We start from the raw sequence: 20288 nt of genomic DNA on the forward strand, positions 1-20288 counted from the left end.
CACCTCGCCGGCGCGGCCTGTTCCACAATCGCCGGTTTCAGTTCAAGGAGCATTTCCATGGCTATCCAGACCGTCGGCATCATCGGTGCCGGCACGATGGGCAACGGCATTGCCCAGGCCTGCGCCGTCGCGGGCGTCAACGTCGTCATGGTCGACATCGCACAGGCCGCGGTCGACAAGGGCCTGGCCACGGTGGCCGGCAGCCTCGACCGGCTGATCAAGAAGGACAAGCTGAGCGCCGCGCAGAAGGACGCGGCGCTGGCGCTGATCAAGGGCTCGACGAACTACGAGGACCTGAAGGCCGCCGAGCTCGTGATCGAGGCCGCGACCGAGAACCACGAGCTCAAGCTCAAGATCCTGAAGCAGATCGACGGCCTGCTCGCGCCGGAGGCGATCATTGCCTCCAACACGTCGTCCATCTCCATCACCCAGCTCGCCGCCGCCACGTCGCGGCCGGACCGCTTCATCGGCATGCACTTCTTCAACCCGGTGCCGATGATGGCGCTGGTGGAGATCATCCGCGGCTACCTGACGAGCGATGCCACCCACGACGCGGTGAAGGCGCTGGCCTTGCGCCTGGGCAAGTCGCCGATCACGGTGAAGAACGCGCCCGGCTTCGTGGTCAACCGCATCCTGGTGCCGATGATCAACGAGGCCTTCTTCGTGCTCGCCGAGGGCCTGGCGACGGCCGAGGACATCGATGCCGGCATGAAGCTGGGCTGCAACCAGCCGATCGGGCCGCTCGCGCTGGCCGACATGATCGGGCTGGATGTGTGCCTGGCGGTGATGGAGGTGTACCTGGCGCAGTTCGGCGATTCCAAGTACCGGCCCTGCCCGCTGCTCAAGGAGATGGTGGCCGCGGGGCAGCTGGGGCGCAAGACGGGCCGCGGGGTCTACACCTACTGAGCACGGACGACACCATGACCGCCACCCCCACGACACCGCCGCCCGAGGGCTGCATCGACACCCAGGTGCTCGACCATGTGCTGTTGATCGGCATCAACCGCCCCGCCAAGCGCAACGGCTGGACGCCGCGCATGTTCCGCGAGCTGGCAGAGGCCTACACGCGGCTGGACGACGACCCGGCGCTGCGCGTGGGCGTGCTGCATGCCTTTGGCGATCACTTCACGGCAGGCCTGGACCTTCCGGCTGTGACCGAGTACATGAAGCGCGGCGAGAAGGCGATTCCCGAAGGCTTGGTGGAGCCGCACGACTATGGCCTGCCCGGCTATCGCCGCCGCAGCAAGCCGATGGTGGTCGCGGTCAAGGGCATCTGCTTCACCGTCGGCATCGAGTTGATGCTGGGCGCCGACATCGTGGTGGCGGCGGACAACTGCCGCTTCTCGCAGATGGAGGTGCAGCGCGGCATCATGGCCACCGGCGGCGCCACGCTGCGCATGGCCGAACGCGCGGGGCTGGGCAACGCGATGCTGCACCTGCTGACGGCGGATGAATTCGACAGCGCCGAAGCGTATCGCCTGAACTTCGTGCAGAAGGTGGTGCCGGCCGGGCAGGAGCTGGACGAAGCCTTGGCGCTGGCGCAGCGCATTGCCGCGCAGGCGCCGCTCGCGGTGGTGGCGACCCGGCTCAATGTGATGAAGGCGATCGAGCAGGGGCCGCTGGCGGCTGTAGAAGACTTCATCCCGGTGCAGCAGCGGCTGGCGAACAGCGAGGATGCGGCGGAAGGGGTGCGCGCCTTCGTCGAGCGCAGACCCGCCCGCTTCAGCGGACGCTGACGACTTGCGCCCTCCCCCCGAAGGGGGGTGGGGGTCAAGGCAACCGGGCCCGAATCACAATCTCACAATTAACTTGCGCACAACTTAATCGAACGCTACAATTCTGCCCATGCCCTCCAAAGCCCCCACCGCCGACGAGATGCTCCAGCTCGACAACCAGCTGTGCTTCGCGGTGTACTCCGCCTCGCTGGCAATGACCAAGCTGTACAAGCCGTTGCTCGACAGGCTCAAGCTCACCTACCCCCAGTATCTTGTGATGCTGGTGTTATGGGAGCGTGACGGGCTCATGGTCTCCGAGCTGGGCGAGCGCCTGTCGCTCGACTCGGGCACGCTGACGCCGCTGCTCAAGCGCCTCGAAGCCAACGGCCTGGTGGCACGCATCCGCGACGTGGCCGACGAGCGCCGCGTGCATGTCAGCCTCACCACCGCCGGGCGCCGCCTCAAGGCGCGCGCGGCTTCCGTTCCGGCATGCCTGATGGCCGCCAGCCAGTGCTCCATCGAGGAGCTGGTGGCGCTCACGCACCAGATCCAGCAATTGCGCGACCGCGTGAAAGCCGCCGCCTAGTTTCCCCCTCCGCTTCGGCATCGAAGCATTCTTTTCCACAACCAACCCAGAAGGAATCATCATGGTCAAGCAGCTCGACAAGGTCCTGTACACCGCCCAGTCCCACACCACCGGCGGCCGCGACGGCGGCGCCGGCCAGACCAGCGACGGCGCGCTCGAGGTCAAGCTCAACCCGCCCGGCTCCGGCAAGCCCGGCACCAACCCCGAGCAGCTGTTCGCGGTCGGCTACTCGGCCTGCTTCATCGGCGCGATGAAGGCGGTGGCGCCCAAGATCAACGTCAAGGTGCCGGAAGACGTCGCGGTCGACGCCAGCGTCTCGCTCGGCCCGACGGACGGCGGCAAGGCCTACGGCATCGCGGTCAAGCTGGCGATCACGCTGCCGGGCCTGGACGACGCGCAGAAGAAGCTGCTGGTCGACACCGCCCACCAGGTCTGCCCGTACTCCAACGCCACGCGCGGCAACATCGAGGTCGAACTCGCGATCGCCTGATGCCCCTCGGGCACCCGCCCGCCAGGCCCGGCAGCGCGTCACCTCGGTGACGGCCGCCGGGTTTTTTTTCATGCGGCGGACGCGGCTTCGCGCTAAGGTGTCTTTCATGAGCACCACGATCCAGCTGCTGATCCGCAAGGACGATCTTTCTTCCACCCGTGTACGCACGACCGAAGACGCAGCGCTGGCCGACGGCCAGGTCCGGCTGCGCATCGATCGCTTCGCGCTCACGGCCAACAACATCACCTACGCCGCGTTCGGCGAGTCGATGAACTACTGGCAGTTCTTCCCGACCGGGGAAGAAGGCTGGGGCTGCATCCCGGTCTGGGGCTTCGGCTCGGTCGTGCAGTCGCTGCACCCGGGCGTAGCGGTGGGCGAGAGGCTCTACGGCTATGTGCCGATGGCCTCCGGCATGGTGCTGACGCCCGAGCGGCTCTCGCCCGCGCGCTTCGCGGACGGTGCGCCGCACCGGGCCGCGCTGCCGGCCGTCTACAACCAGTATTTCCGCTGCGCCAGCGACCCGCTCTACACCGCGGACACGGAAGACCTGCAGGCCCTGTTGCGCCCGCTCTTCATCACCTCCTGGCTGATCGACGACTTCTTCGACGACAACGATTTCTTCGGCGCGCGGCCGGGCGTCGCCCTTCTCTCCAGCGCCTCGAGCAAGACGGCCTATGGCACGGCATTCCAGATGCACCGGCGCGACGGCATCGAGGTGGTGGGCCTCACCTCGGCGGCCAACAAGGCCTTCTGCGAGAGCCTGGGCTGCTACCACCGCGTCCTGGCCTACGAGGAGCTCGACCAGGTCGCGGCCGACGCCCCCTGCGTGTACGTGGATTTCGCGGGCAATGGCGAGCTGCGGCGGGCCATCCACACGCGCTTCTCGCAGCTGCGCCACGACTGCGTGATCGGCGGCACGCATGTGGAGCAGCTCGCGCCGGCCGGCAGCGCCAGGGAACTGCCCGGCCCGCGGGCCACCTTCTTCTTCGCGCCGGCCCAGATCAAGAAGCGCACCGAGGAATGGGGCGCCGAAGCCTTCGGCCAGCGCATGGTGCAGGCCTGGCAAGGCTTCCTGGCGACGGTGGCGCAGCCGGCGGCGCCGTGGCTGGTGGCAGAGCACCACGATGGCGCAGCAGCGGTGCAGGCGGCGTATATGCAGGTGCTGTCCGGCAGGAGTGATCCGCGCATCGGACATGTGCTGTCGCTCTCCAGGTAGCGACAATGGGCGGATGACTTCCGCAGAGCAACCAGCCAGCACCCACCCGTACGAATCGCTCAGGCCCGAGGTGGTGCTGGACGCACTCGCCGGGCTGGGCCTCTATGGCGACGGCCGCCTGACGGCGCTGAACTCCTACGAGAACCGCGTCTACCAGGCCCACCTGGAAGACGGCCGGGCGGTGGTGCTCAAGTTCTACCGGCCTGGCCGCTGGAGCGACGCCCAGATCGCCGAGGAACACCGCTTTTCCGCCGAGCTGGCTGCGGCGGAGATCCCCGCGGTAGCGCCGCTCGCGGTGGAGGGCGGCACGCTGCACCACCACGGCGGCTTTGCCTTCAGCGTGAGCCCCTACCGCGGCGGGCGCCAGCCCGAGCTGGACGACTTCGAGGTGCTCGAATGGGTGGGCCGCTTCCTCGCGCGCATCCACACGGTGGGCGCGGCACGGCCCTTTGTCGAACGGCCGGCGCTCGACCTGCAGACCTTCGGCCTGGCCTCGCGCGACTGGCTGCTCGAACACCAGATGATCCCGCTGGACGTGCAGCGCGACTGGGAGAAGGCCTGCGCCGAGGCCTTCGAGATGATCGCCGTCACCGCGCTGGGCGCCGACACCTATACCGAGATGCAGAAGCTGCGGCTGCACGGCGACGTGCACCCCGGCAACATCCTGTGGACCCCGGCGGACCGCCCCGACGGCGGCCCGCACTTCGTCGACCTCGACGACGCTCGCACCGGCTTCGCGGTGCAGGACCTCTGGATGCTCCTGTCGGGCGACCGCGCCCAGCGCACAGCGCAGCTCAGCGGCCTGCTGGAGGGCTACGAGCAGTTCCGTCCCTTCGACCGCCGCGAGCTGGCGCTGATCGAGCCCTTGCGAACCCTGCGCCAGATCCACTACAGCGCCTGGCTCGCGCGGCGCTGGCAAGACCCGATCTTTCCGATCAACTTTCCCTGGTTCGGCACGAGCGACTACTGGAAGGAGCAGATCCAGATGCTGCAGGACCAGTGCGAGGCGATGGCGGAGGAGCCGCTGTACGCCTGAGCTGCGCAGGACGTCAGGCGCCGGGCTTCAGGACTCGATCGGCAGCCCCAGGCTCAGCGGCACGCGCAGGTAGCCGCGAAAGCGCACGCGTCCGCCGCGCACCACCGGCCCGCAAAGCTGGTAGTCCGGGAAGCGCGCGAGAAATGCGGAGATGGCAACCCGCGCTTCGAGCCGCGCGAGGTTCATGCCGACGCACTGGTGCGTGCCGGAGCCGAAGGCCAGGTGACGATTGGGCGAACGTGTGATGTCGAGCCGATCGGGCTCGGCGAACACCGCCGGATCGCGGTTGGCCGCGCCGATGCACAGCGTGATCCGCGTGCCGGGCTGCACCTCGATGCCGCCCACGCGGGTCGCCATGGTGGCAATGCGATTGCCCAGCTGGTTGGAGCTCTCGAAGCGCAGGAACTCCTCGATCGCGCTGCGGATGAGCGAAGGGTCGTCCAGCAGCCGCTGCTTCTCCCGCGGCCATTCGAGCAGTGCGACCAGGCCATTGCCGATCAGGTTGGTGGTGGTCTCGTGCCCGGCATTGAGGATGAAGATGCAGTTCTGGTAGAGCTCGTTCTCGGTCAGCCGGTCGCCGCCGTCATGCTCGCCCTGGATCAGGCGCGTGAGCACGTCGTGTGCGGGGTCGCCCGGATGCCGGCGGCGTTCGAGCACCAGGCCGCGCAGGTAGGCCACCATCTCCGTCACGGCGCGGTTGCCGGCCTCCAGCTGCGCAGCGCTGGGCTGCGGCTCCAGCGCACCGAGGATGGCGAGCGACCAGTGGCGCAAGGGGCCTCGCTCCTCGCGCGGCACACCGAGCAGGTTGCCGATGACCTCCACGGGAATGGCAGCGGCGAAGTCCTCGATCAGGTCGACCTCGCCGCCGGCGCGCTGCCGCTCCTCCATGCGGTCGAGCAGACCCGCCACGAGGTGCGTGAGGCCATCCTCCATCGACTCGATGGCGCGGGCCGTGAGCGCCCCGGCGATCAGCCCGCGCACGCGCGTGTGCAGCGGCGGGTCGTTGAAGACCAGGCTGGTGGTGTGGTGCTCGTAGAGCGGGCTGCCGACGCCGTACTTGGGTGCGTATTCGGCGCGCTTGTCGGAGCTGAAGCTGTGCGTGTCCTTGTAGACCGCCACGCAGTCGGCATGGCGGGTGAGCAGCAGCGAGCCGTCGGGCATGCGGCGCACCGGCGTCGAGTCGCGCAGCGCCGCATACCAGGGGTAGGGGTTCTCGTAGAAGGCCGTGCCGGGACTTCGCAGGTCGAAGCCCGAGAGATCGACGGCACAAGGCTCGGCGTTCATGGATCGCCCCCGTGCGGGATTCGGGCCGGCCGGCGGCGCGGCCTCGGGTTCCCGCCTAGACCAGCAGCGCGTTTACCCGCCGCACATAGGCGGCTGGGTCGGCGGGCAGGCCGCCCTCGGCGAGCAAGGCCTGGTCGAAGAGGATGTTCGCCAGGTCCTCGAAGTGCGGCGAGCCCTCGAGCTTCTTCACCAGCGGGTGCTCGGCATTCACTTCCAGCACCGGCTTGAGTTCCGGCGCCGGCTGGCCGGCCTGCTTGAGCAGGCGCGCAAGCTGCGTGCTCATGCCACCGTCCTGCACCACCAGGCAGGCGGGCGAATCGACCAGGCGGGTGGTGACGCGCACGTCCTCGGCCTTGTCCTTGAGCGTCTCCTTGAGCCGCTCCAGCAGCGGCTTGAAGGCCTCGGCCGCTTCCTCTGCCGCCTTCTTCTCGGCCTCGTCCTGCAGCTTGCCCAGGTCGACCGCGCCCTTGGCCACGCTCTGCAGCGGCGTGCCGTCGAACTCGGTCAGGTAGTTGAGCGCCCATTCGTCGACGCGGTCGGTCATCAGCAGCACCTCGATGCCCTTCTTCTTGAAGATCTCGAGCTGCGGGCTGTTGCGGGCCGCGGCCAGGGTCTCGGCCGTGATGTAGTAGATCGCCTCCTGGCCTTCCTTCATGCGCGCCTTGTAGTCGGCGAAGCCCACGCTCACCGTGTCGCTGCTGGTGGAAGCGAAGCGCAGCAGCTTGGCAATGCGCTCGCGGTTGGCGAAGTCCTCGCCCAGGCCTTCCTTCAGCACGGCACCGAACTCGGCGTAGAACTTGGCGTACTTGCCCGATTCGTCGCCGTACTCGGCCGCGGCCTCGGCGGCCAGGGTGGTGTCGGCGTTCTTGTCGACCACGTCGGTCACGCCGTCGGCCGGGTTGGGTGCGGGCACCGACTCGCCGGAACCGATGTCGAGCTTGCCGTCATCGCCGCTGCTGCTGGTGGTCTTGCGCTGCTTCTTGGCCAGGTCTTCCAGCATGCCGAGCACGCGCTTGGTGCTGCCCTCGCGGATCGCCTTCACGTCGCGGCTCTCCTGCAGCAGCTCGCGGCTCACGTTGAGCGGCAGGTCGGCCGAGTCGATCACGCCACGGACGAAGCGCAGATAGCTCGGCAGCAGCGCCTGGGCGTCGTCCATGATGAAGACGCGCTTGACGTAGAGCTTGACGCCCGCGCTCTTCTCGCGGTTCCAGAGGTCCATCGGCGCCTTGGAGGGGATGTACAGCAGCTGGACGTACTCGGTGTTGCCCTCGACGCGGTTGTGGCTCCAGGCCAGCGGCGGCTCGTAGTCGTGGCTGATGTTCTTGTAGAACTCGATGTACTGCTCGTCGGTGATGTCCTTCTTGGGCCGGCTCCACAGCGCGCTGGCCTGGTTGACCGGCTCCCATTCGCCGGTCTTCACCATCTGGCCGCCCTTGTTGTCCTCGCCTTCCTTCCACTCCTCCTTCTCCATCAGGATGGGAAGCGAGATGTGGTCGGAGTACTTCGAGATGATGGACTTGAGCTTCCAGAGGTTGAGGTATTCCTCGGCGTCGTCGCGCAGGTGCAGCGTGACGCTGGTGCCCCGCTGCGGGCGGGTGATGGCGTCGACCTCGAAGTCGCCGGCACCGGCGCTGACCCAGCGCACGCCCTCCTCCGGCGGCAGGCCGGCGCGGCGCGACTCCACGGTGATGCGGTCGGCCACGATGAAGCCCGAATAGAAGCCCACGCCGAACTGGCCGATCAGCTGCGCGTCGGCCTTCTGGTCGCCCGAGAGCCGGCTCATGAACTCCTTGGTGCCGCTCTTGGCGATGGTGCCCAGGTTGTCGATCGCCTCCTGCTGCGACAGGCCGATGCCGTTGTCCGCGATGGTGATGGTCTTGGCGGCCTTGTCGAAGGACACGCGCACTTCGAGGTTGGGCTGGTCCTCGTAGAGCGCCGGCTGGTCGATGGCCTCGAAGCGCAGCTTGTCGCAGGCATCGGAGGCATTCGAGATCAGCTCGCGCAGGAAGATTTCCTTGTTCGAGTAGAGCGAATGCGTGACCAGGTGGAGCAGCTGCGCGACTTCGGCCTGGAAAGGAAGTTTGGTCTTGGTAAGCGTCATGACTTGCTGGAGCGGAACGGAAACGTGGGTGAGCTAAGGGCGAACAGAGAACTTTACAAGACCACGCCCGCGCGGACCAACGCGGCAGCAGGCCCTGACAGATCGTCGCCCGACCCGCAAAGGAGGCCGCTATCCGATCCAGGGAAAACCCTGACAAGACAAAAACCGAAAGCACTCCGGGGATGCAGCGCGGGCGCGGCCGGCCGAGTGAGCCAGCGCGCCTGGGCTGCACCGCTCAGTGGCTGTTGCCCGAGGGCGGCATCGGAGCCGTGCTCTGCCCGGGCAGTTCGGTGCCACTGGCATGGGATGCGGCGACCGCGCCTGCGTAGACCTCGGTATCGGACACCTTGGACATCATCGCCGGCGCGCTGGTCGACTGGCCGATGGACTCGGTGCCGGCGGCATGCGCCGCGGCGATGGCGCCGGCCTGCACCTCGGCGTTGTCGGGCGAATTCATCATCAGCGGGTGGTAGTCCGAACCGTCTGTGGTCTCCTGCGCTTGCGCGCCGAAGGCGACGAACGCCATCAGGGCAACAACCGGGAGGAATCGGGGGGATGCATGCATGGATGTCTCCTGGACCTGCGCGCCGCGCGGCACCATGCCACGCGGTGGAAGCCCATGAAGGCAATCTAGGTCGCAGGCCTTAGGACAGCCTGACCTGGGCGCGCTTGGGGCAGCGGCGATCCGCTCCGGCATGCGCCGCCCTGCCGCTGCCCATCATCTTCCGTGCGCCGGACCACGGCGCCGCCGACGAAACCCGCGGCGAGCCCGCCCGCCACCATGGCAAGCATGCGGCGGCGGCGGACATCGGGCCCGCTGCCGCCAATGGTGCTTCGGTCCCACTTCGCTTGCGACATGGTCGACACGGGCGCTTGCAGGCGCGAATCAGAGCCGGCTGCCGCTGTTGGCGTTGGAGGTGCGCACGTCCATCGGATGCGGCATGGTCGAGATGACCTTGCTGTTCACCCGCGAGCCGGAGGACACGTTCTGGTCGGGCGCGGCGGCCGCGCGCATGGCCTCCTGCGCGATGGCCTTTGAATTGGCGACCGCCGTGAAGGGCTCCGCGCCGCGCGAGCCGCGTACGACGTTCTGGTTGGGGGCGGAGGCGGCGCGGACGGCTTCGGCATCCACCTCGGCGCGGCTCAGGGCCGAGGTGTGCGTTTGCACGCCGTCATAGGTTTCGGCCTGCGCGGCCACCGAGGCCAGGCCCGCGAGGGCGCTCAGGGTGGTGACGGCGAGGAACTTCAGGGAGGCTTGCATGGCGATCAACTCCGGGTGACTGGCAGGTCTCGCGCCGGATGCGACATGCGTCTCGGCTGACCTGGCTGCACTCTAGGCAGCCACACTGAGACGATCGTTAGGGGAAACTTAGCCCAGTCTTAGAGTCTTTCGCCCTTCGGCGAGGCGCCCCCGATTCAGGCGCGCGCAACCGAAAGGAGGCCGTCGATGGCATGGACCACGCCCCGCCGCGCCTCGACGGTGGGCGTGCCCTCGACCAGCAGCTTGCGGATCAGGCCCAGGGTGTTGAGGAGCTCGGCTTCCATGTCGGTGAGCAGCGGGATCACCTCGTACCGCGGGTACTGGCCGCGCGCGCCCAGGGGACGGCCGGGTCCGGACAGATCCACGTTGTAGCCTTCGCAAATTGCTTCGGTTTGGGTCTTCATGGTCTCAGTTTGCCGAATTCCGCACGGGGCGGGGATTGCCGACGTCTCAGCTCAGGTCAGCTGCATCAACTCCGACAGGCGGCGGCCGACCGCCTTCATCCGCGTGCTCTTTTCCCGGATGCGACGCTGGGCCAGCTGCTCGAGCGCCATGGCCACCGACTCGGCGCCTTCGTCGCCCTCCTCGGAGCGGCGGCGCCACTTCTGGGCGAGCGCTGAAAGCTGCTCGCTGCTGAGCCGCTTGGGCGGCGAGTCCAACTCGGATTCAGCCTGCACCCGGCGTCCACCCGCGGGCGGAAGCGTCGCGCGCAACAGGCGAAGAAGGCCGTTGGAAGACCATTGGGTACGGGTGTTGGTGTGAACTTGCATGTAATACATTGTGCCTAGTTAAACACAAAGTAACAAGCAAATTTTACTACTTTCGCCTGCATTCATTACAACAGCCTCAAGCCGGGAGGTAGACCCGCGCGACCAGCCCGGTGCCGCCTTCCTCCTGCTCGCTGCGGTTGCTGAGCGCGATGCGCAGGCCGTGCCGCAGCGCCGCGGTGCGCGCGATGGCAAGCCCGAGCCCGCTGCCGCCGGCCGAGGTGCCAGGCACGCGGAAGAACCGGTCGAACACCCGCGCCATGAACTCCGGAGGAATTCCTGGCCCGTTGTCGACCACGTCCACCACCGCCCGGCCCTGCACCTCGTGCAGACGCACGTCGACCACGCCGCCCTCGGGTGAGTGGCGCAGGGCGTTGTCGATCAGGTTGTCGAACACGCTGCGCAGCTCGCCCGCGGGGGCGCTGACGACGGGCGACACCGTGCCGTCGAAGCCGACGTCGATTCGGCGCCGGTCCGCCACCACCATCAGCTGTCCCAGGCTCTCGCGCAGCAGCGCGGCGACGTCGACCGGCTCGGCCGCCGCCGCCGGTGCGGCGCTTTCCTGGCGCGACAGCCGCAGCAGTTGCTCGATCAGGTGCTGCGCACGGGTGACGCCGGCCTCGAGTTGGGCGAAGCGCTCGGCCGCGTCGCCCGCCGGCACGTGCGCGCGCAGGTTCTCGAGCTGCAGCCCGATGGCCGCGACCGGCGTGCGCAACTCGTGCGCCGCGTCCTGCACGAAGCGGCGCTGGGCCGCGAAGGCGTCGCGCAGCCGCGCCAGCAGGCTGTTGAAGGCGCTCACCAACGGTGCGATCTCGTCGGGCACGCGCGCCAGCGAGAGCGGCGAGAGGCTGCGCTCGTCCTGCGCGGCCACCTCGCGCGCCACCGCGTGCAGCGAGTAGGAGCTGAGCCACACCACCATCCAGAGCACCGCCAGCGAAACCGGCAGCAGCAGCGCGATCGGCAGCGCCGCGAACAGGGCCCGGTGCGCGACCTCGTGGCGCAGGAAGCTGCCGCTCTGCGCAATCTGCACGCGGGGCTGGTTGGGCCGAGGGCCGGCCTCGGCGGTGTAGACGCGCCACTCGTCGTCGCGATCGGCACCGGTGCGCACGCTGCGCAGCCCGGGTTCGGCCTGCAGGGGTACCGCGAGCCTGGGCCAGGAGCTGGCGAGCAGCCGGCCGTCGGGGCTCCAGATCTGGACCACGAAGGCACCCCACTTGAAGACGCTCTGGTCGGCCTGCGGCTGCAGCACCGGCGTGTTGTCGTTCGCGGCGTAGGAGTGGGCCAGCAGCTGCATCTGGTCCTCCATGAAGGTGTGGACCATGCGCCCGTAGCTCATGTAGGAGGCCCAGGCCGCGACGCCGGCTGCGATCAGGTGCAGCGAGACCAGCCACAGCAGCAGCTTGCCCCGCAGCGAGCAGGGCATGTACCACGGGCGGGGATACATCTCTTTCTTCATGCCGCCGCCACCCGCCAGCCGAGGCCACGCACGTTGCGGATCGCGTCGGGCCCGAGCTTGCGCCGCATGCCGTGGATCAGCACGTCCACCGCGTTGCTGGTGACTTCCTCGCCCCAGCCGTAGATGCGGTTCTCGAGCTGCTCGCGCGACAGGATGGCGCCCGGCCGCTCCAGGAGCGCGTGCAGCAGCGCGAACTCGCGCGCCGTCAGCGCCTCGCGCTCGCCGTCGCGCAGCACTTCGCGCGTGGTCAGGTCCAGCTGCAGGCCGGCGCCGCCGATCACCGAATGCGCGGCGCCGTCGCGGCGGCGTATCACGGCGCGCATGCGCGCCAGCAGCTCGCGAAACTCGAAGGGCTTGAGCAGGTAGTCGTCGGCGCCGAGGTCCAGGCCTTGGATGCGGTCTTCCAGGCCATCGCGCGCAGTGAGCACCAGGACCGGCGTCGTGTCGCCCCGCTCGCGCGCCCGGCGCAGCACCTCGGTGCCGTCCTGCCTGGGCAGGCCGAGGTCGAGCAGCACGCAGGTGTAGCCGCCATCGGCAAAGGCGCTCTGCGCCAGCGCGCCGTCGCGCACCCAGTCGACCGACCAACCGGCGCCTTCGAGCGCATGCCGCAGGCTGCTCCCGATCATCTCGTCATCTTCCACCAGCAGCGTGCGCACGGAGCCTCCTTTTTGGCGAAGCAGTGGAGGCTACACGGGGATTCTTAGCGTGTCATGAGGGGTGGGGCTGGCTTTGCGTGGTTGGGAGTGATGGTCTTTGCTGTTGTTGGGTTGCGCTTGTTCCGAGGCAGGAGCCGGGATTTCGCCCCGGCTCCGCACTCAACACAACAGCACCGTTCGAATCGACAGCCAAAGTGCCCTCTCTCTAGAGAGACTCAGAACCGCTCGTTCGGCCCCAGGTACCGCCACTGCCCGACGGGCAGCTGCCCCAGCACGACGCGACCGATGCGGATGCGCTTCAAGCCCACCACCTTGAGTCCGACCTGCTCGCACATGCGGCGGATCTGGCGCTTCTTGCCCTCGGTGAGCACGAAGCGCAGCTGCTCCGGGTTCTGCCAGTCGACCAGCGCCGGCTTGAGCGGCTGGCCGTCCAGGCTCAGGCCGTGTCGCAGGCGCTGCAGCTGCTCGCGGGGGAAAGCCGCCTGCGGGTTCTGCGCCACCTCCCCGTAGCTCACGCGCACCAGGTATTCCTTCTCCATGCCCGAGTCCTCGCCGATCAGCTGGCGCGCCACGCGGCCGTCCTGCGTCAGCACCAGCAGGCCCACCGAATCGATGTCCAGCCGGCCGGCCGGCGCCAGGCCGCGCAGCTGGGGCGGCGAGAAGCGGATGCGGCTCGGGTCCTCGCGCCAGTGCGTGCGCGGATTGATCAGCACCACGGCCGGTTCGTGGCCGTCCTCGGCCTGGCCGCTGACGTAGCCCATCGGCTTGTGCAGCAGGATGGTGACCTGCTGCTGCTGCTGGTTCTGCGCCTTGCGGTCGACCTCGATGCGATCGGCAGGCCCGACCTTGAGCCCCATCTCCGCGACCCGGCCGTTGACCTTGACCCACCCCTGCGCGATCCAGTCGTCGGCCTCGCGGCGCGAACACAGGCCGAGCTCGGCCATGCGCTTGTTGAGTCGGGTCGGTTCGGGGGTGTCGGGCATGTGAAACGGGGGGCTCGGACGCGGCGCGCCATTGTCCGCCATTCGACAGAGCCGGCGCCGGAGGCACTGGCCGGATGGCACATCGCATTTCGGCGCGCCGGCGCCCATACTGGAGCCCGCGCTTTGCCACCCCTTCACCGGAGGACACGCCATGCCACGCTATGTCATCGAACGCACGCTCCCGGGCGCCGGACAACTGTCGGAACGCGACCTCAAGGCGCTCTCCATCAAGTCCCGCGGCGTCCTGCACGAGATGGGGCCCGAGATCAACTGGGTCGAGAGCTTCGTCACCGACGACAAGATCTACTGCGTCTACGTCGCGCCCAACGACGAGATGATCCGCGAACACGCCAAGCGCGGCGGCTTCCCTGCCGACAGCGTCTCGCAGGTACGCGCCATCATCGGCCCGACGACCGCGGAGTGAGTGAACGAACGAGCGGGCCAGCGCCTCACCAGAGGACCTTCGCCTTCGCAGCGGCCTGCGGCTCAAGGCACCAGGCGATAGCCGACGGCGGTCTCGGTCAGCAGGTGCCGCGGCTGCGCCGGGTCGGCTTCCAGCTTCTGGCGCAGGTGCCCCATGTAGATGCGCAGGTAATGGCTCTGCTCGGCATGCGAGGGGCCCCACACCTCGCGCAGCAGCTGGCGCTGCGTGAGCACGCGCCCGGCATTGGCAACCAGGACCGAGAGCAGCCGGTACTCGGTGGGCGTCAGGTGCACTTCGGCGCCGGCGCGCCGCACCAGGCGCGCCGTGCGGTCGACCTCGACCTCGCCGAAGCGGAACACCGGCTCCGGCTCCTCGCTGCCGTTGGCGGTGCGCGGCCGGCGCAGGTTGGCGCGCACGCGGGCCAGCAGCTCGCCGGTCCCGAAGGGCTTGGTCAGGTAGTCGTCGGCGCCGGCATCGAGCGCGGCGATCTTGTCGGCCTCGTCGGTGCGCGCCGAGAGCACGATGATCGGCACGCCCGACCAGCTCCGCACGTCGCGGATCAGCCCGACGCCGTCGCCGTCGGGCAGGCCCAGGTCCAGCACCACCAGGTCGGGCTGCCGTGTGCCGGCCGCCGCCAGGCCGTCGCGCAGCGTCCCCGCTTCATGCACCTGCCAGCCCTCGGCCTCCAGCGCGCCGCGCACGAAGCGACGGATCTGCGGCTCGTCCTCTATCACGATGGCGGTGGGGGATGGCATGGAGGTCTGCATTTTCACCCCGCCTCTTCAGTCACAGGAGCCTCGCGCCGAGGCAGCGTCACGGTGAACACCGCCCCACCATCCACGGCATTGGCGGCGGTGATTTCGCCACCGTGGGCGCTGACCACTGCCTTGCAGATGGCCAACCCCAGCCCCACGCCGGGCGTGGCCGACTCGGCCTGGCCGCGCGTGAACTTGTCGAACAGCGTCTGCTCGCGGCCCTTGAGCGCCGGCGGCAGGCCCGGCCCGTGGTCGCGCACGCTCAGCAACAGCGAGTGCTCGGTGGCACGCGCGCCGATCACGACCGGCGCGGCGCCGTACTTGCCGGCGTTCTCAAGCAGGTTGACCAGCACGCGCTCGATCAGCACGGCGTCGAACTCGACCAGCGGCAGCTCGGGCGGCAGGTCTGTCTGCACCGCCATCTCGCCGAGCGCGGGCCGCGCGGCGCGGATGGCCGCGCCCACCACCTCCTCGACCGACTGCCATTCGCGCCGCAGCTGGACCGCGCCGCCCGCGATGCCGCTTTCGAGCCGCGCCATGTCCAGCAGGTTGTTGACCAGCGCATGCAGCTGGTGCGCCTGCGCGGCGATGGCCCGTGCCACCGCGGGCGGATCGACCCCCGCCGCGCCGGGCGGCGCCTGCAGCGATTCGGCCAGCGCGATCAGCGCCGTCAGTGGCGTGCGCACGTCGTGCGAGATCGCGCCGAGCAGCGCGTTGCGCAGCCGCTCCGATTCCATCTCGACCACCGCCTGCTGGGCCACGTCCACGTAGTGCACCCGCTCCAGCGCGATCGCGATCTGCCGCGCCAGCGTGTCGAGCTGCTGCGCCTGCTCCGGGATCATCAGCCAGCGCGGCTGCGCCGGCTCCAGCGCGAGCACGCCGCGCACCCGCATCGGCGCCTTGAGCGGCACGTAGTGCCAGGGCTGGGCTGCCAGCGTGGCGGTGGCGAGCCCAGCCGGCTGGCCATGGCGGAAGGTCCAGTCGGCGACGCTGGGGTCGAAGCCGGGCGGCAGCTCGGCGGGCATCGCCAGGCGGTCGCCGGCATCGGCCACGAGCACCAGCGCGCGGCCGCCGAAGTGGCCCTGCACCGCGGCCGCGCCCAACTGCACGACCTGCGAGGTCTCGAGCGCGGCCGACAGCTCGCGCGTCAGCTCGAAGAGCGACTGCGCACGCCGCTCGCGGCTGGTGGAAACGCCGGCGGCAAAACGCAAGCCGGCGGTCAACTGGCCGACCAGCAGGCCCACGCCCAGCATGACCGCGAAAGTCAGGACGTACTGCACGTCGCTGACTGCGAAGGAAAGGCGCGGCGAGACGAAGAAGAAATCGAAGGCCGCGACATTGAGCAGCGCCGCGAACGCGGCCGGGCCGCGGCCGAAGCGCACCGCGACGCCGACCACGCCGAGCAGGAACAGCATGACGATGTTGGCCAGCTCCAGCACGCCCGCCAGCGGCGTGGCCAGCAGGGTGACGGCGACGCTGCTGGCCGCCGCCCAGGCGTAGCCGGGCCAGCGCGCCTGCGGACGGTCGCTGTCCTCCACGCCGCGGTCGCCGAGCCGGCCGGGGCGCGGCTGGGCGAGGCGGCGGGAGCTGTCCGCTCGCGCCGCTTCGACGATGTCGATGCCCGGCGCATGGCGCGCGAGCTCGCGCGTCAGCACGCGCTGCGGCCACCAACGCCGCCAGCCGCGCTCCGGTTCCGGCCGCCCCACCACCAGCGTGGCGCAGTTGAGGCGCCGCGCCTGGGCGGCGAGCGCCTCGGCCACGTTCTCGCCGGTCAGCACCGCGGTCTCCGCGCCCAGCTCTTCGGCGAGCTGGAGCACCGCAAGGATGCGGTCGCGCCGCGGCGCATCCAGCCGCTGCAGGCGCGGCGTCTCGACGTAGGCCGCATGCCAGCGCACGTTGAGCTGGCCCGCCAGCCGCGCGGCGGTGCGCACCGTCTGGCCCGCGCCCTCGTGCGGGCCCACGCAGGCGAGGATCGCGCCGGAGGTGTTCCAGGCCGGCGGCCCGGCCTCGCCCTCGGGCCCGGACTGCTCGATGCGCCAGCCGCGCACGTCGTCCTCCACATGCTCGGCGGTGCGCCGCAACGCGATCTCGCGCAGCGCGATGAGGTTTCCCTTGCGGAAGAAGTTCTGCGCCGCCCGCTCGGCCTGCTGCGGCAGGTAGACCTTGCCGGCCGCGAGCCGCGCCGTGAGCTCGTCGGCAGTGACGTCGACCAGCACCACCTCGTCGGCCTCGTCGAGCACCGTGTCGGGCACGGTCTCGTGCACGCGCACGCCGGTGATCGCGCCCACCGTGCCGTTGAGGCTTTCCAGGTGCTGCACGTTGAGCGCCGACCAGACCTCGATGCCCGCGGCCTGCAGCTCCTGCACGTCCTGCCAGCGCTTGGCGTGGCGCGAGCCGGGCGCGTTGGAATGCGCGAGCTCGTCGACCAGCAGCACCGCGGGCTTGCGCGCCAGCGCGCCATCGAGGTCGAACTCGGCCAGGGTGCGGCCGCGGTAGGACACCTCGCGCGGCGGCAAGGTCTCCAGGCCGGCCAGCAGTGCCGCGGTTTCACTGCGGCCATGCGTCTCGACCACCCCGATCACCACGTCGCGGCCGCCCGCTTGCTCGCGCTGCGCGGCGCTCAGCATGGCCCAGGTCTTGCCGACGCCGGCGCTGGCGCCGAAGTAGATGCGCAGCTTGCCGCGCTGCGCCTGCGCCTCCTGTGCGCGCAGCTCGGCCAGCAGGGCGTCGGGGTCGGGGCGGGCAGCGTCGTTCATGAAGGCGGGCACGCCGCAGGTTATCGCACCCCCGTCAGCGCACGGCGCCATCCAGGGCCAGGTTGAGCGCCAGCACGTTCACGCGCGGCTCGCCGATGAGGCCGAGCCACCGGCCTTCGGTGTGATCGTCGATCAGTTGCTCGACGCGGTCGAGCGGCAGCTTGCGCAGCCGCGCCACGCGTGCCGCCTGGTAGCGGGCCGCGGCCGGGCTGATGTGCGGATCGAGCCCGCTGGCCGAAGCCGTGACCAGGTCCACCGGCACCGGCTGCGCGTTGCCCGGATCGGCCGCGCGCAGCGCCTCCACGCGGCGCCTGACCGCATCGGCGAACGCCGGGTTCAGCGGCCCCTGGTTGGAGCCGCCGGAAGCGCTCGCGTTGTAGGGCATGGGTGCGGTGGCCGAGGGCCGGCCCCAGAAGTGCGCCGGATCGCTGAAGTTCTGGCCGATCAGCGAGGAACCCACCGGCCTGCCGTCGCGCAGCACCAGGCTGCCCGCCGCCTGCGCCGGGAACAGCGCCTGCGCGGCGCCGGTCACGGCCAGCGGATAGAGCAGCCCGGTCAGGGCGCTGAGCAGCACGAAGACGACGAGCGTCGGGCGAAGAATCTTGAACATGGGGATGCTTCCTTCAGACCAGGCCGACGGCAACCAGCAGCCAGTCGATGAGCTTGATGCCGACGAAGGGCACGACCAGGCCACCGAGGCCGTAAATCGCGAGGTTGCGGCGCAGCAGCGCGGCGGCGCCCACCGGCCGGTAGCGCACGCCCTTCAGCGCGAGCGGGATCAGGAACACGATGATCAGCGCGTTGAAGATCACCGCCGACAGGATGGCCGACGAAGGACTCGCCAGCCGCATCACGTTGAGCGCCGCGAGCTGCGGGTAGGTCGACACGAAGATCGCCGGGATGATGGCGAAGTACTTCGCCACGTCGTTGGCGATCGAGAAGGTGGTGAGCGAACCGCGCGTCATCAGCAGGGCCTTGCCGGTCTCCACCACTTCCAGCAGCTTGGTCGGATTGGAGTCGAGGTCGACCATGTTGCCGGCCTCCTTGGCCGCCTGCGTGCCCGAGCCCATGGCCACCGCCACGTCGGCCTGGGCCAGGGCGGGCGCGTCGTTGGTGCCGTCGCCGGTCATCGCGACCAGGCGGCCTTCGGACTGGTACTTGCGGATCAGCGCCAGCTTGTCCTCGGGCGTGGCCTCGGCCAGGAAGTCGTCGACGCCGGCCTCGGCCGCGATGGCCGCGGCGGTCAGCTTGTTGTCGCCGGTGATCATCACCGTGCGGATGCCCATGCGGCGCAGTTCGGCGAAGCGCTCGCGGATGTCGGACTTGACGATGTCCTTGAGCTCGACGATGCCCAGCACCCGCCGGCCCTCGGCCACCGCCAGCGGCGTACTGCCGCGGCGCGCGACCTCGTCGGCGGCGCGCAGCAGCTCGGCCGGCATCGCGCCGCCGAGCATCTCCACGTGGCGCCGCACCGCATCGACCGCGCCCTTGCGCAGCGGCACCTGGTCGGCGTCGAGGGCGTTCGGCGCGGCCGGCAGGTCCACGCCGCTCATGCGCGTCTGCGCGGTGAAGGGCACGAAGCGAGTGCCGTCGGCTGCCCGCTCGTCGACGCCGCCGCGGCGGGCCAGTTCGACGATGCTGCGGCCCTCGGGTGTTTCGTCGGCCAGCGAGGCCAGCAGCGCGGCGCGCGCCAGCCGCTGCTGCGTCACGCCGGGGGCGAGCAGGAAGGCACTGGCCTGGCGGTTGCCGAGCGTGATGGTGCCGGTCTTGTCGAGCAGCAGCACGTCGACGTCGCCCGCGGCTTCCACCGCGCGGCCCGAGGTCGCGATCACGTTGGCCTGCATCATGCGGCTCATGCCGGCCACGCCCACCGCCGACAGCAGGCCGCCGATGGTGGTCGGGATCAGGCACACCAGCAGCGCGACCAGCGCCGTCAGCGACACCACCGCGCCGGCGTTCATCGCGCCCACGCTGAAGATGGAATACGGCAGCAGCGTGACCGTGACCATCAGGAACACCAGCGTCAGCGCGACCAGCAGGATGGTCAGCGCGATCTCGTTGGGGGTCTTCTGGCGCTTGGCGGCCTCCACCATGCCGATCATGCGGTCGAGAAAGGACTCGCCCGGGTTGACGGTGACGCGCACCACCAGCCAGTCGGACAACACGCGCGTGCCGCCGGTCACGGCCGAGAAGTCGCCGCCCGATTCGCGCACCACCGGCGCCGATTCGCCGGTGATGGCGCTCTCGTCGACCGAGGCCACGCCCTCGATCACTTCGCCGTCCAGCGGGATCACGTCGTGCGCCTCGACCAGCACCACGTCGCCGCGGCGCAACTCGGGAGCTTGCAGCGGCAGCCATTTGCCGCCGTGGTGCGGCTCCAGCATCTTCTTGGCCCAGGTGTCCTTGCGCAGGCCGCGCAGCGAGGCGGCCTGTGCCTTGCTGCGGCCTTCGGCCAAAGCCTCGGCGAAGTTGGCGAAGAGCACGGTGAACCACAGCCAGATCGAGATCGCCAACATGAAGGCAGGCGCCGTGCCGGTGTCGCCGGGGAAGCTCAGCGCATGCACCCACAGCAGCGTCGTGAGGATGCTGCCGATGTAGACGATGAACATCACCGGGTTGCGCCACTGGACGCGCGGGTCCAGCTTGGCGAGGGCGGCAAACAGCGCGGGGCGCACCAGCTCGGCGTCGAAGAGGCCGAGGTGTTTTTTCTTCTTGGCCGGCGCCGCGGCTTCGGCCACGGCCGCGGGGCGGGCGGCGTCGCCGACGGGAACCGGAGCGGGATTCTTTTGCATGGTCTGCGGC

20 protein-coding genes are annotated in these 20288 nt (G+C 69.6%); 7 read left to right on the top strand and 13 right to left on the bottom strand.

Features of this window, described 5'->3' with window-relative positions:
• Positions 1-57: 57 nt before the first annotated feature.
• From ACMGEZ_RS14490 to ACMGEZ_RS14515, 6 genes are all read left to right on the top strand, one after another.
• Complete coding sequence (locus tag ACMGEZ_RS14490) at positions 58-906, top strand: 3-hydroxybutyryl-CoA dehydrogenase (RefSeq protein WP_436822983.1); 849 nt, start codon at positions 58-60, stop codon at positions 904-906.
• A gap of 14 nt (positions 907-920) precedes the next feature.
• Entirely contained in the window at positions 921-1736 is an 816-nt protein-coding gene (locus ACMGEZ_RS14495; protein WP_436822984.1) for a crotonase/enoyl-CoA hydratase family protein, read from the top strand.
• Between the two features lie 109 nt (positions 1737-1845).
• Positions 1846-2301 carry a MarR family winged helix-turn-helix transcriptional regulator gene (locus tag ACMGEZ_RS14500; RefSeq protein ID WP_436822985.1) on the top strand — a complete coding sequence of 152 codons (456 nt, stop codon included), beginning with the start codon at positions 1846-1848 and terminating at the stop codon, positions 2299-2301.
• 61 nt (positions 2302-2362) lie between these two features.
• Positions 2363-2791: an organic hydroperoxide resistance protein gene (locus ACMGEZ_RS14505; RefSeq protein WP_436822986.1), complete on the top strand. Its 429-nt coding sequence runs from the start codon at positions 2363-2365 to the stop codon at positions 2789-2791.
• A 106-nt stretch (positions 2792-2897) separates the two neighbouring features.
• Positions 2898-4007 carry a DUF2855 family protein gene (locus ACMGEZ_RS14510; protein ID WP_436822987.1) on the top strand — a complete coding sequence of 370 codons (1110 nt, stop codon included), beginning with the start codon at positions 2898-2900 and terminating at the stop codon, positions 4005-4007.
• Positions 4008-4020: 13 nt separating this feature from the next.
• Positions 4021-5043: a serine/threonine protein kinase gene (locus ACMGEZ_RS14515; RefSeq protein ID WP_436822988.1), complete on the top strand. Its 1023-nt coding sequence runs from the start codon at positions 4021-4023 to the stop codon at positions 5041-5043.
• 27 nt (positions 5044-5070) lie between these two features.
• Here the strand turns inward: ACMGEZ_RS14515 and ACMGEZ_RS14520 are convergent, their stop codons facing one another.
• From ACMGEZ_RS14520 to ACMGEZ_RS14560, 9 genes are all read right to left on the bottom strand, one after another.
• Entirely contained in the window at positions 5071-6327 is a 1257-nt protein-coding gene (locus ACMGEZ_RS14520) for a cytochrome P450 (protein ID WP_436822989.1), read from the bottom strand.
• A gap of 55 nt (positions 6328-6382) precedes the next feature.
• The gene (gene htpG / locus ACMGEZ_RS14525; RefSeq protein WP_436822990.1) at positions 6383-8428 is read right to left on the bottom strand and encodes a molecular chaperone HtpG; all 2046 of its coding nucleotides are present in this window, start codon (positions 8426-8428) and stop codon (positions 6383-6385) included.
• Between the two features lie 235 nt (positions 8429-8663).
• The gene (locus tag ACMGEZ_RS14530) at positions 8664-8993 is read right to left on the bottom strand and encodes a hypothetical protein (protein ID WP_436822991.1); all 330 of its coding nucleotides are present in this window, start codon (positions 8991-8993) and stop codon (positions 8664-8666) included.
• 321 nt (positions 8994-9314) lie between these two features.
• A complete protein-coding gene (locus tag ACMGEZ_RS14535) occupies positions 9315-9689 on the bottom strand; it encodes a DUF4148 domain-containing protein (RefSeq protein ID WP_436822992.1) in 375 nt (124 codons plus the stop codon).
• Positions 9690-9844: 155 nt separating this feature from the next.
• Positions 9845-10093 carry a hypothetical protein gene (locus ACMGEZ_RS14540; protein WP_436822993.1) on the bottom strand — a complete coding sequence of 83 codons (249 nt, stop codon included), beginning with the start codon at positions 10091-10093 and terminating at the stop codon, positions 9845-9847.
• Positions 10094-10144: 51 nt separating this feature from the next.
• Positions 10145-10459, bottom strand: a complete 315-nt coding sequence (locus ACMGEZ_RS14545) for a hypothetical protein (protein ID WP_436822994.1) — start codon at positions 10457-10459, stop codon at positions 10145-10147.
• A gap of 76 nt (positions 10460-10535) precedes the next feature.
• Positions 10536-11912, bottom strand: coding sequence for a sensor histidine kinase (locus ACMGEZ_RS14550; RefSeq protein ID WP_436822995.1), 1377 nt, complete (start codon positions 11910-11912; stop codon positions 10536-10538).
• The gene (locus tag ACMGEZ_RS14555; RefSeq protein WP_436822996.1) at positions 11909-12568 is read right to left on the bottom strand and encodes a response regulator; all 660 of its coding nucleotides are present in this window, start codon (positions 12566-12568) and stop codon (positions 11909-11911) included. Before ACMGEZ_RS14555 ends, ACMGEZ_RS14550 begins: the two co-directional genes overlap by 4 nt.
• Positions 12569-12783: 215 nt before the next feature.
• Positions 12784-13551 carry a pseudouridine synthase gene (locus ACMGEZ_RS14560; protein ID WP_436822997.1) on the bottom strand — a complete coding sequence of 256 codons (768 nt, stop codon included), beginning with the start codon at positions 13549-13551 and terminating at the stop codon, positions 12784-12786.
• A gap of 151 nt (positions 13552-13702) precedes the next feature.
• Here ACMGEZ_RS14560 and ACMGEZ_RS14565 point away from each other — a divergent pair, with 151 nt between their 5' ends.
• Entirely contained in the window at positions 13703-13975 is a 273-nt protein-coding gene (locus tag ACMGEZ_RS14565; protein ID WP_436822998.1) for a DUF4242 domain-containing protein, read from the top strand.
• A 62-nt stretch (positions 13976-14037) separates the two neighbouring features.
• On the opposite strand, the gene kdpE is transcribed toward ACMGEZ_RS14565, so the two are convergent.
• From kdpE to kdpB, 4 genes are read right to left on the bottom strand one after another with little or no spacing between them, the layout of a single operon-like run.
• Complete coding sequence (gene kdpE, locus ACMGEZ_RS14570) at positions 14038-14730, bottom strand: two-component system response regulator KdpE (protein ID WP_436822999.1); 693 nt, start codon at positions 14728-14730, stop codon at positions 14038-14040.
• 14 nt (positions 14731-14744) lie between these two features.
• On the bottom strand, positions 14745-17486 hold the full coding sequence (locus ACMGEZ_RS14575) for a DUF4118 domain-containing protein (RefSeq protein WP_436823000.1): 2742 nt from the start codon (positions 17484-17486) through the stop codon (positions 14745-14747).
• 34 nt (positions 17487-17520) lie between these two features.
• The gene (kdpC, locus tag ACMGEZ_RS14580; RefSeq protein WP_436823001.1) at positions 17521-18096 is read right to left on the bottom strand and encodes a potassium-transporting ATPase subunit KdpC; all 576 of its coding nucleotides are present in this window, start codon (positions 18094-18096) and stop codon (positions 17521-17523) included.
• 13 nt (positions 18097-18109) lie between these two features.
• Positions 18110-20278: a potassium-transporting ATPase subunit KdpB gene (gene kdpB, locus ACMGEZ_RS14585; RefSeq protein ID WP_436823002.1), complete on the bottom strand. Its 2169-nt coding sequence runs from the start codon at positions 20276-20278 to the stop codon at positions 18110-18112.
• Between the last annotated feature and the right edge of the window lie 10 nt (positions 20279-20288).

It is taken from the genome of Variovorax stachyos (assembly GCF_051400855.1).
Taxonomy (GTDB): domain Bacteria; phylum Pseudomonadota; class Gammaproteobacteria; order Burkholderiales; family Burkholderiaceae_C; genus Variovorax.

Bases quoted from the DNA above. Each gene is read 5' to 3' on its own strand.
- ACMGEZ_RS14490 (WP_436822983.1), top strand. From the start codon at position 58: ATGGCTATCCAGACCGTCGGCATCATCGGTGCCGGCACGATGGGCAAC.
- ACMGEZ_RS14495 (WP_436822984.1), top strand. From the start codon at position 921: ATGACCGCCACCCCCACGACACCGCCGCCCGAGGGCTGCATCGACACC.
- ACMGEZ_RS14500 (WP_436822985.1), top strand. From the start codon at position 1,846: ATGCCCTCCAAAGCCCCCACCGCCGACGAGATGCTCCAGCTCGACAAC.
- ACMGEZ_RS14505 (WP_436822986.1), top strand. From the start codon at position 2,363: ATGGTCAAGCAGCTCGACAAGGTCCTGTACACCGCCCAGTCCCACACC.
- ACMGEZ_RS14510 (WP_436822987.1), top strand. From the start codon at position 2,898: ATGAGCACCACGATCCAGCTGCTGATCCGCAAGGACGATCTTTCTTCC.
- ACMGEZ_RS14515 (WP_436822988.1), top strand. From the start codon at position 4,021: ATGACTTCCGCAGAGCAACCAGCCAGCACCCACCCGTACGAATCGCTC.
- ACMGEZ_RS14520 (WP_436822989.1), bottom strand. From the start codon at position 6,327: ATGAACGCCGAGCCTTGTGCCGTCGATCTCTCGGGCTTCGACCTGCGA.
- htpG (WP_436822990.1), bottom strand. From the start codon at position 8,428: ATGACGCTTACCAAGACCAAACTTCCTTTCCAGGCCGAAGTCGCGCAG.
- ACMGEZ_RS14530 (WP_436822991.1), bottom strand. From the start codon at position 8,993: ATGCATGCATCCCCCCGATTCCTCCCGGTTGTTGCCCTGATGGCGTTC.
- ACMGEZ_RS14535 (WP_436822992.1), bottom strand. From the start codon at position 9,689: ATGCAAGCCTCCCTGAAGTTCCTCGCCGTCACCACCCTGAGCGCCCTC.
- ACMGEZ_RS14540 (WP_436822993.1), bottom strand. From the start codon at position 10,093: ATGAAGACCCAAACCGAAGCAATTTGCGAAGGCTACAACGTGGATCTG.
- ACMGEZ_RS14545 (WP_436822994.1), bottom strand. From the start codon at position 10,459: ATGCAAGTTCACACCAACACCCGTACCCAATGGTCTTCCAACGGCCTT.
- ACMGEZ_RS14550 (WP_436822995.1), bottom strand. From the start codon at position 11,912: ATGAAGAAAGAGATGTATCCCCGCCCGTGGTACATGCCCTGCTCGCTG.
- ACMGEZ_RS14560 (WP_436822997.1), bottom strand. From the start codon at position 13,551: ATGCCCGACACCCCCGAACCGACCCGACTCAACAAGCGCATGGCCGAG.
- ACMGEZ_RS14565 (WP_436822998.1), top strand. From the start codon at position 13,703: ATGCCACGCTATGTCATCGAACGCACGCTCCCGGGCGCCGGACAACTG.
- kdpE (WP_436822999.1), bottom strand. From the start codon at position 14,730: ATGCCATCCCCCACCGCCATCGTGATAGAGGACGAGCCGCAGATCCGT.
- ACMGEZ_RS14575 (WP_436823000.1), bottom strand. From the start codon at position 17,486: ATGAACGACGCTGCCCGCCCCGACCCCGACGCCCTGCTGGCCGAGCTG.
- kdpC (WP_436823001.1), bottom strand. From the start codon at position 18,096: ATGTTCAAGATTCTTCGCCCGACGCTCGTCGTCTTCGTGCTGCTCAGC.
- kdpB (WP_436823002.1), bottom strand. From the start codon at position 20,278: ATGCAAAAGAATCCCGCTCCGGTTCCCGTCGGCGACGCCGCCCGCCCC.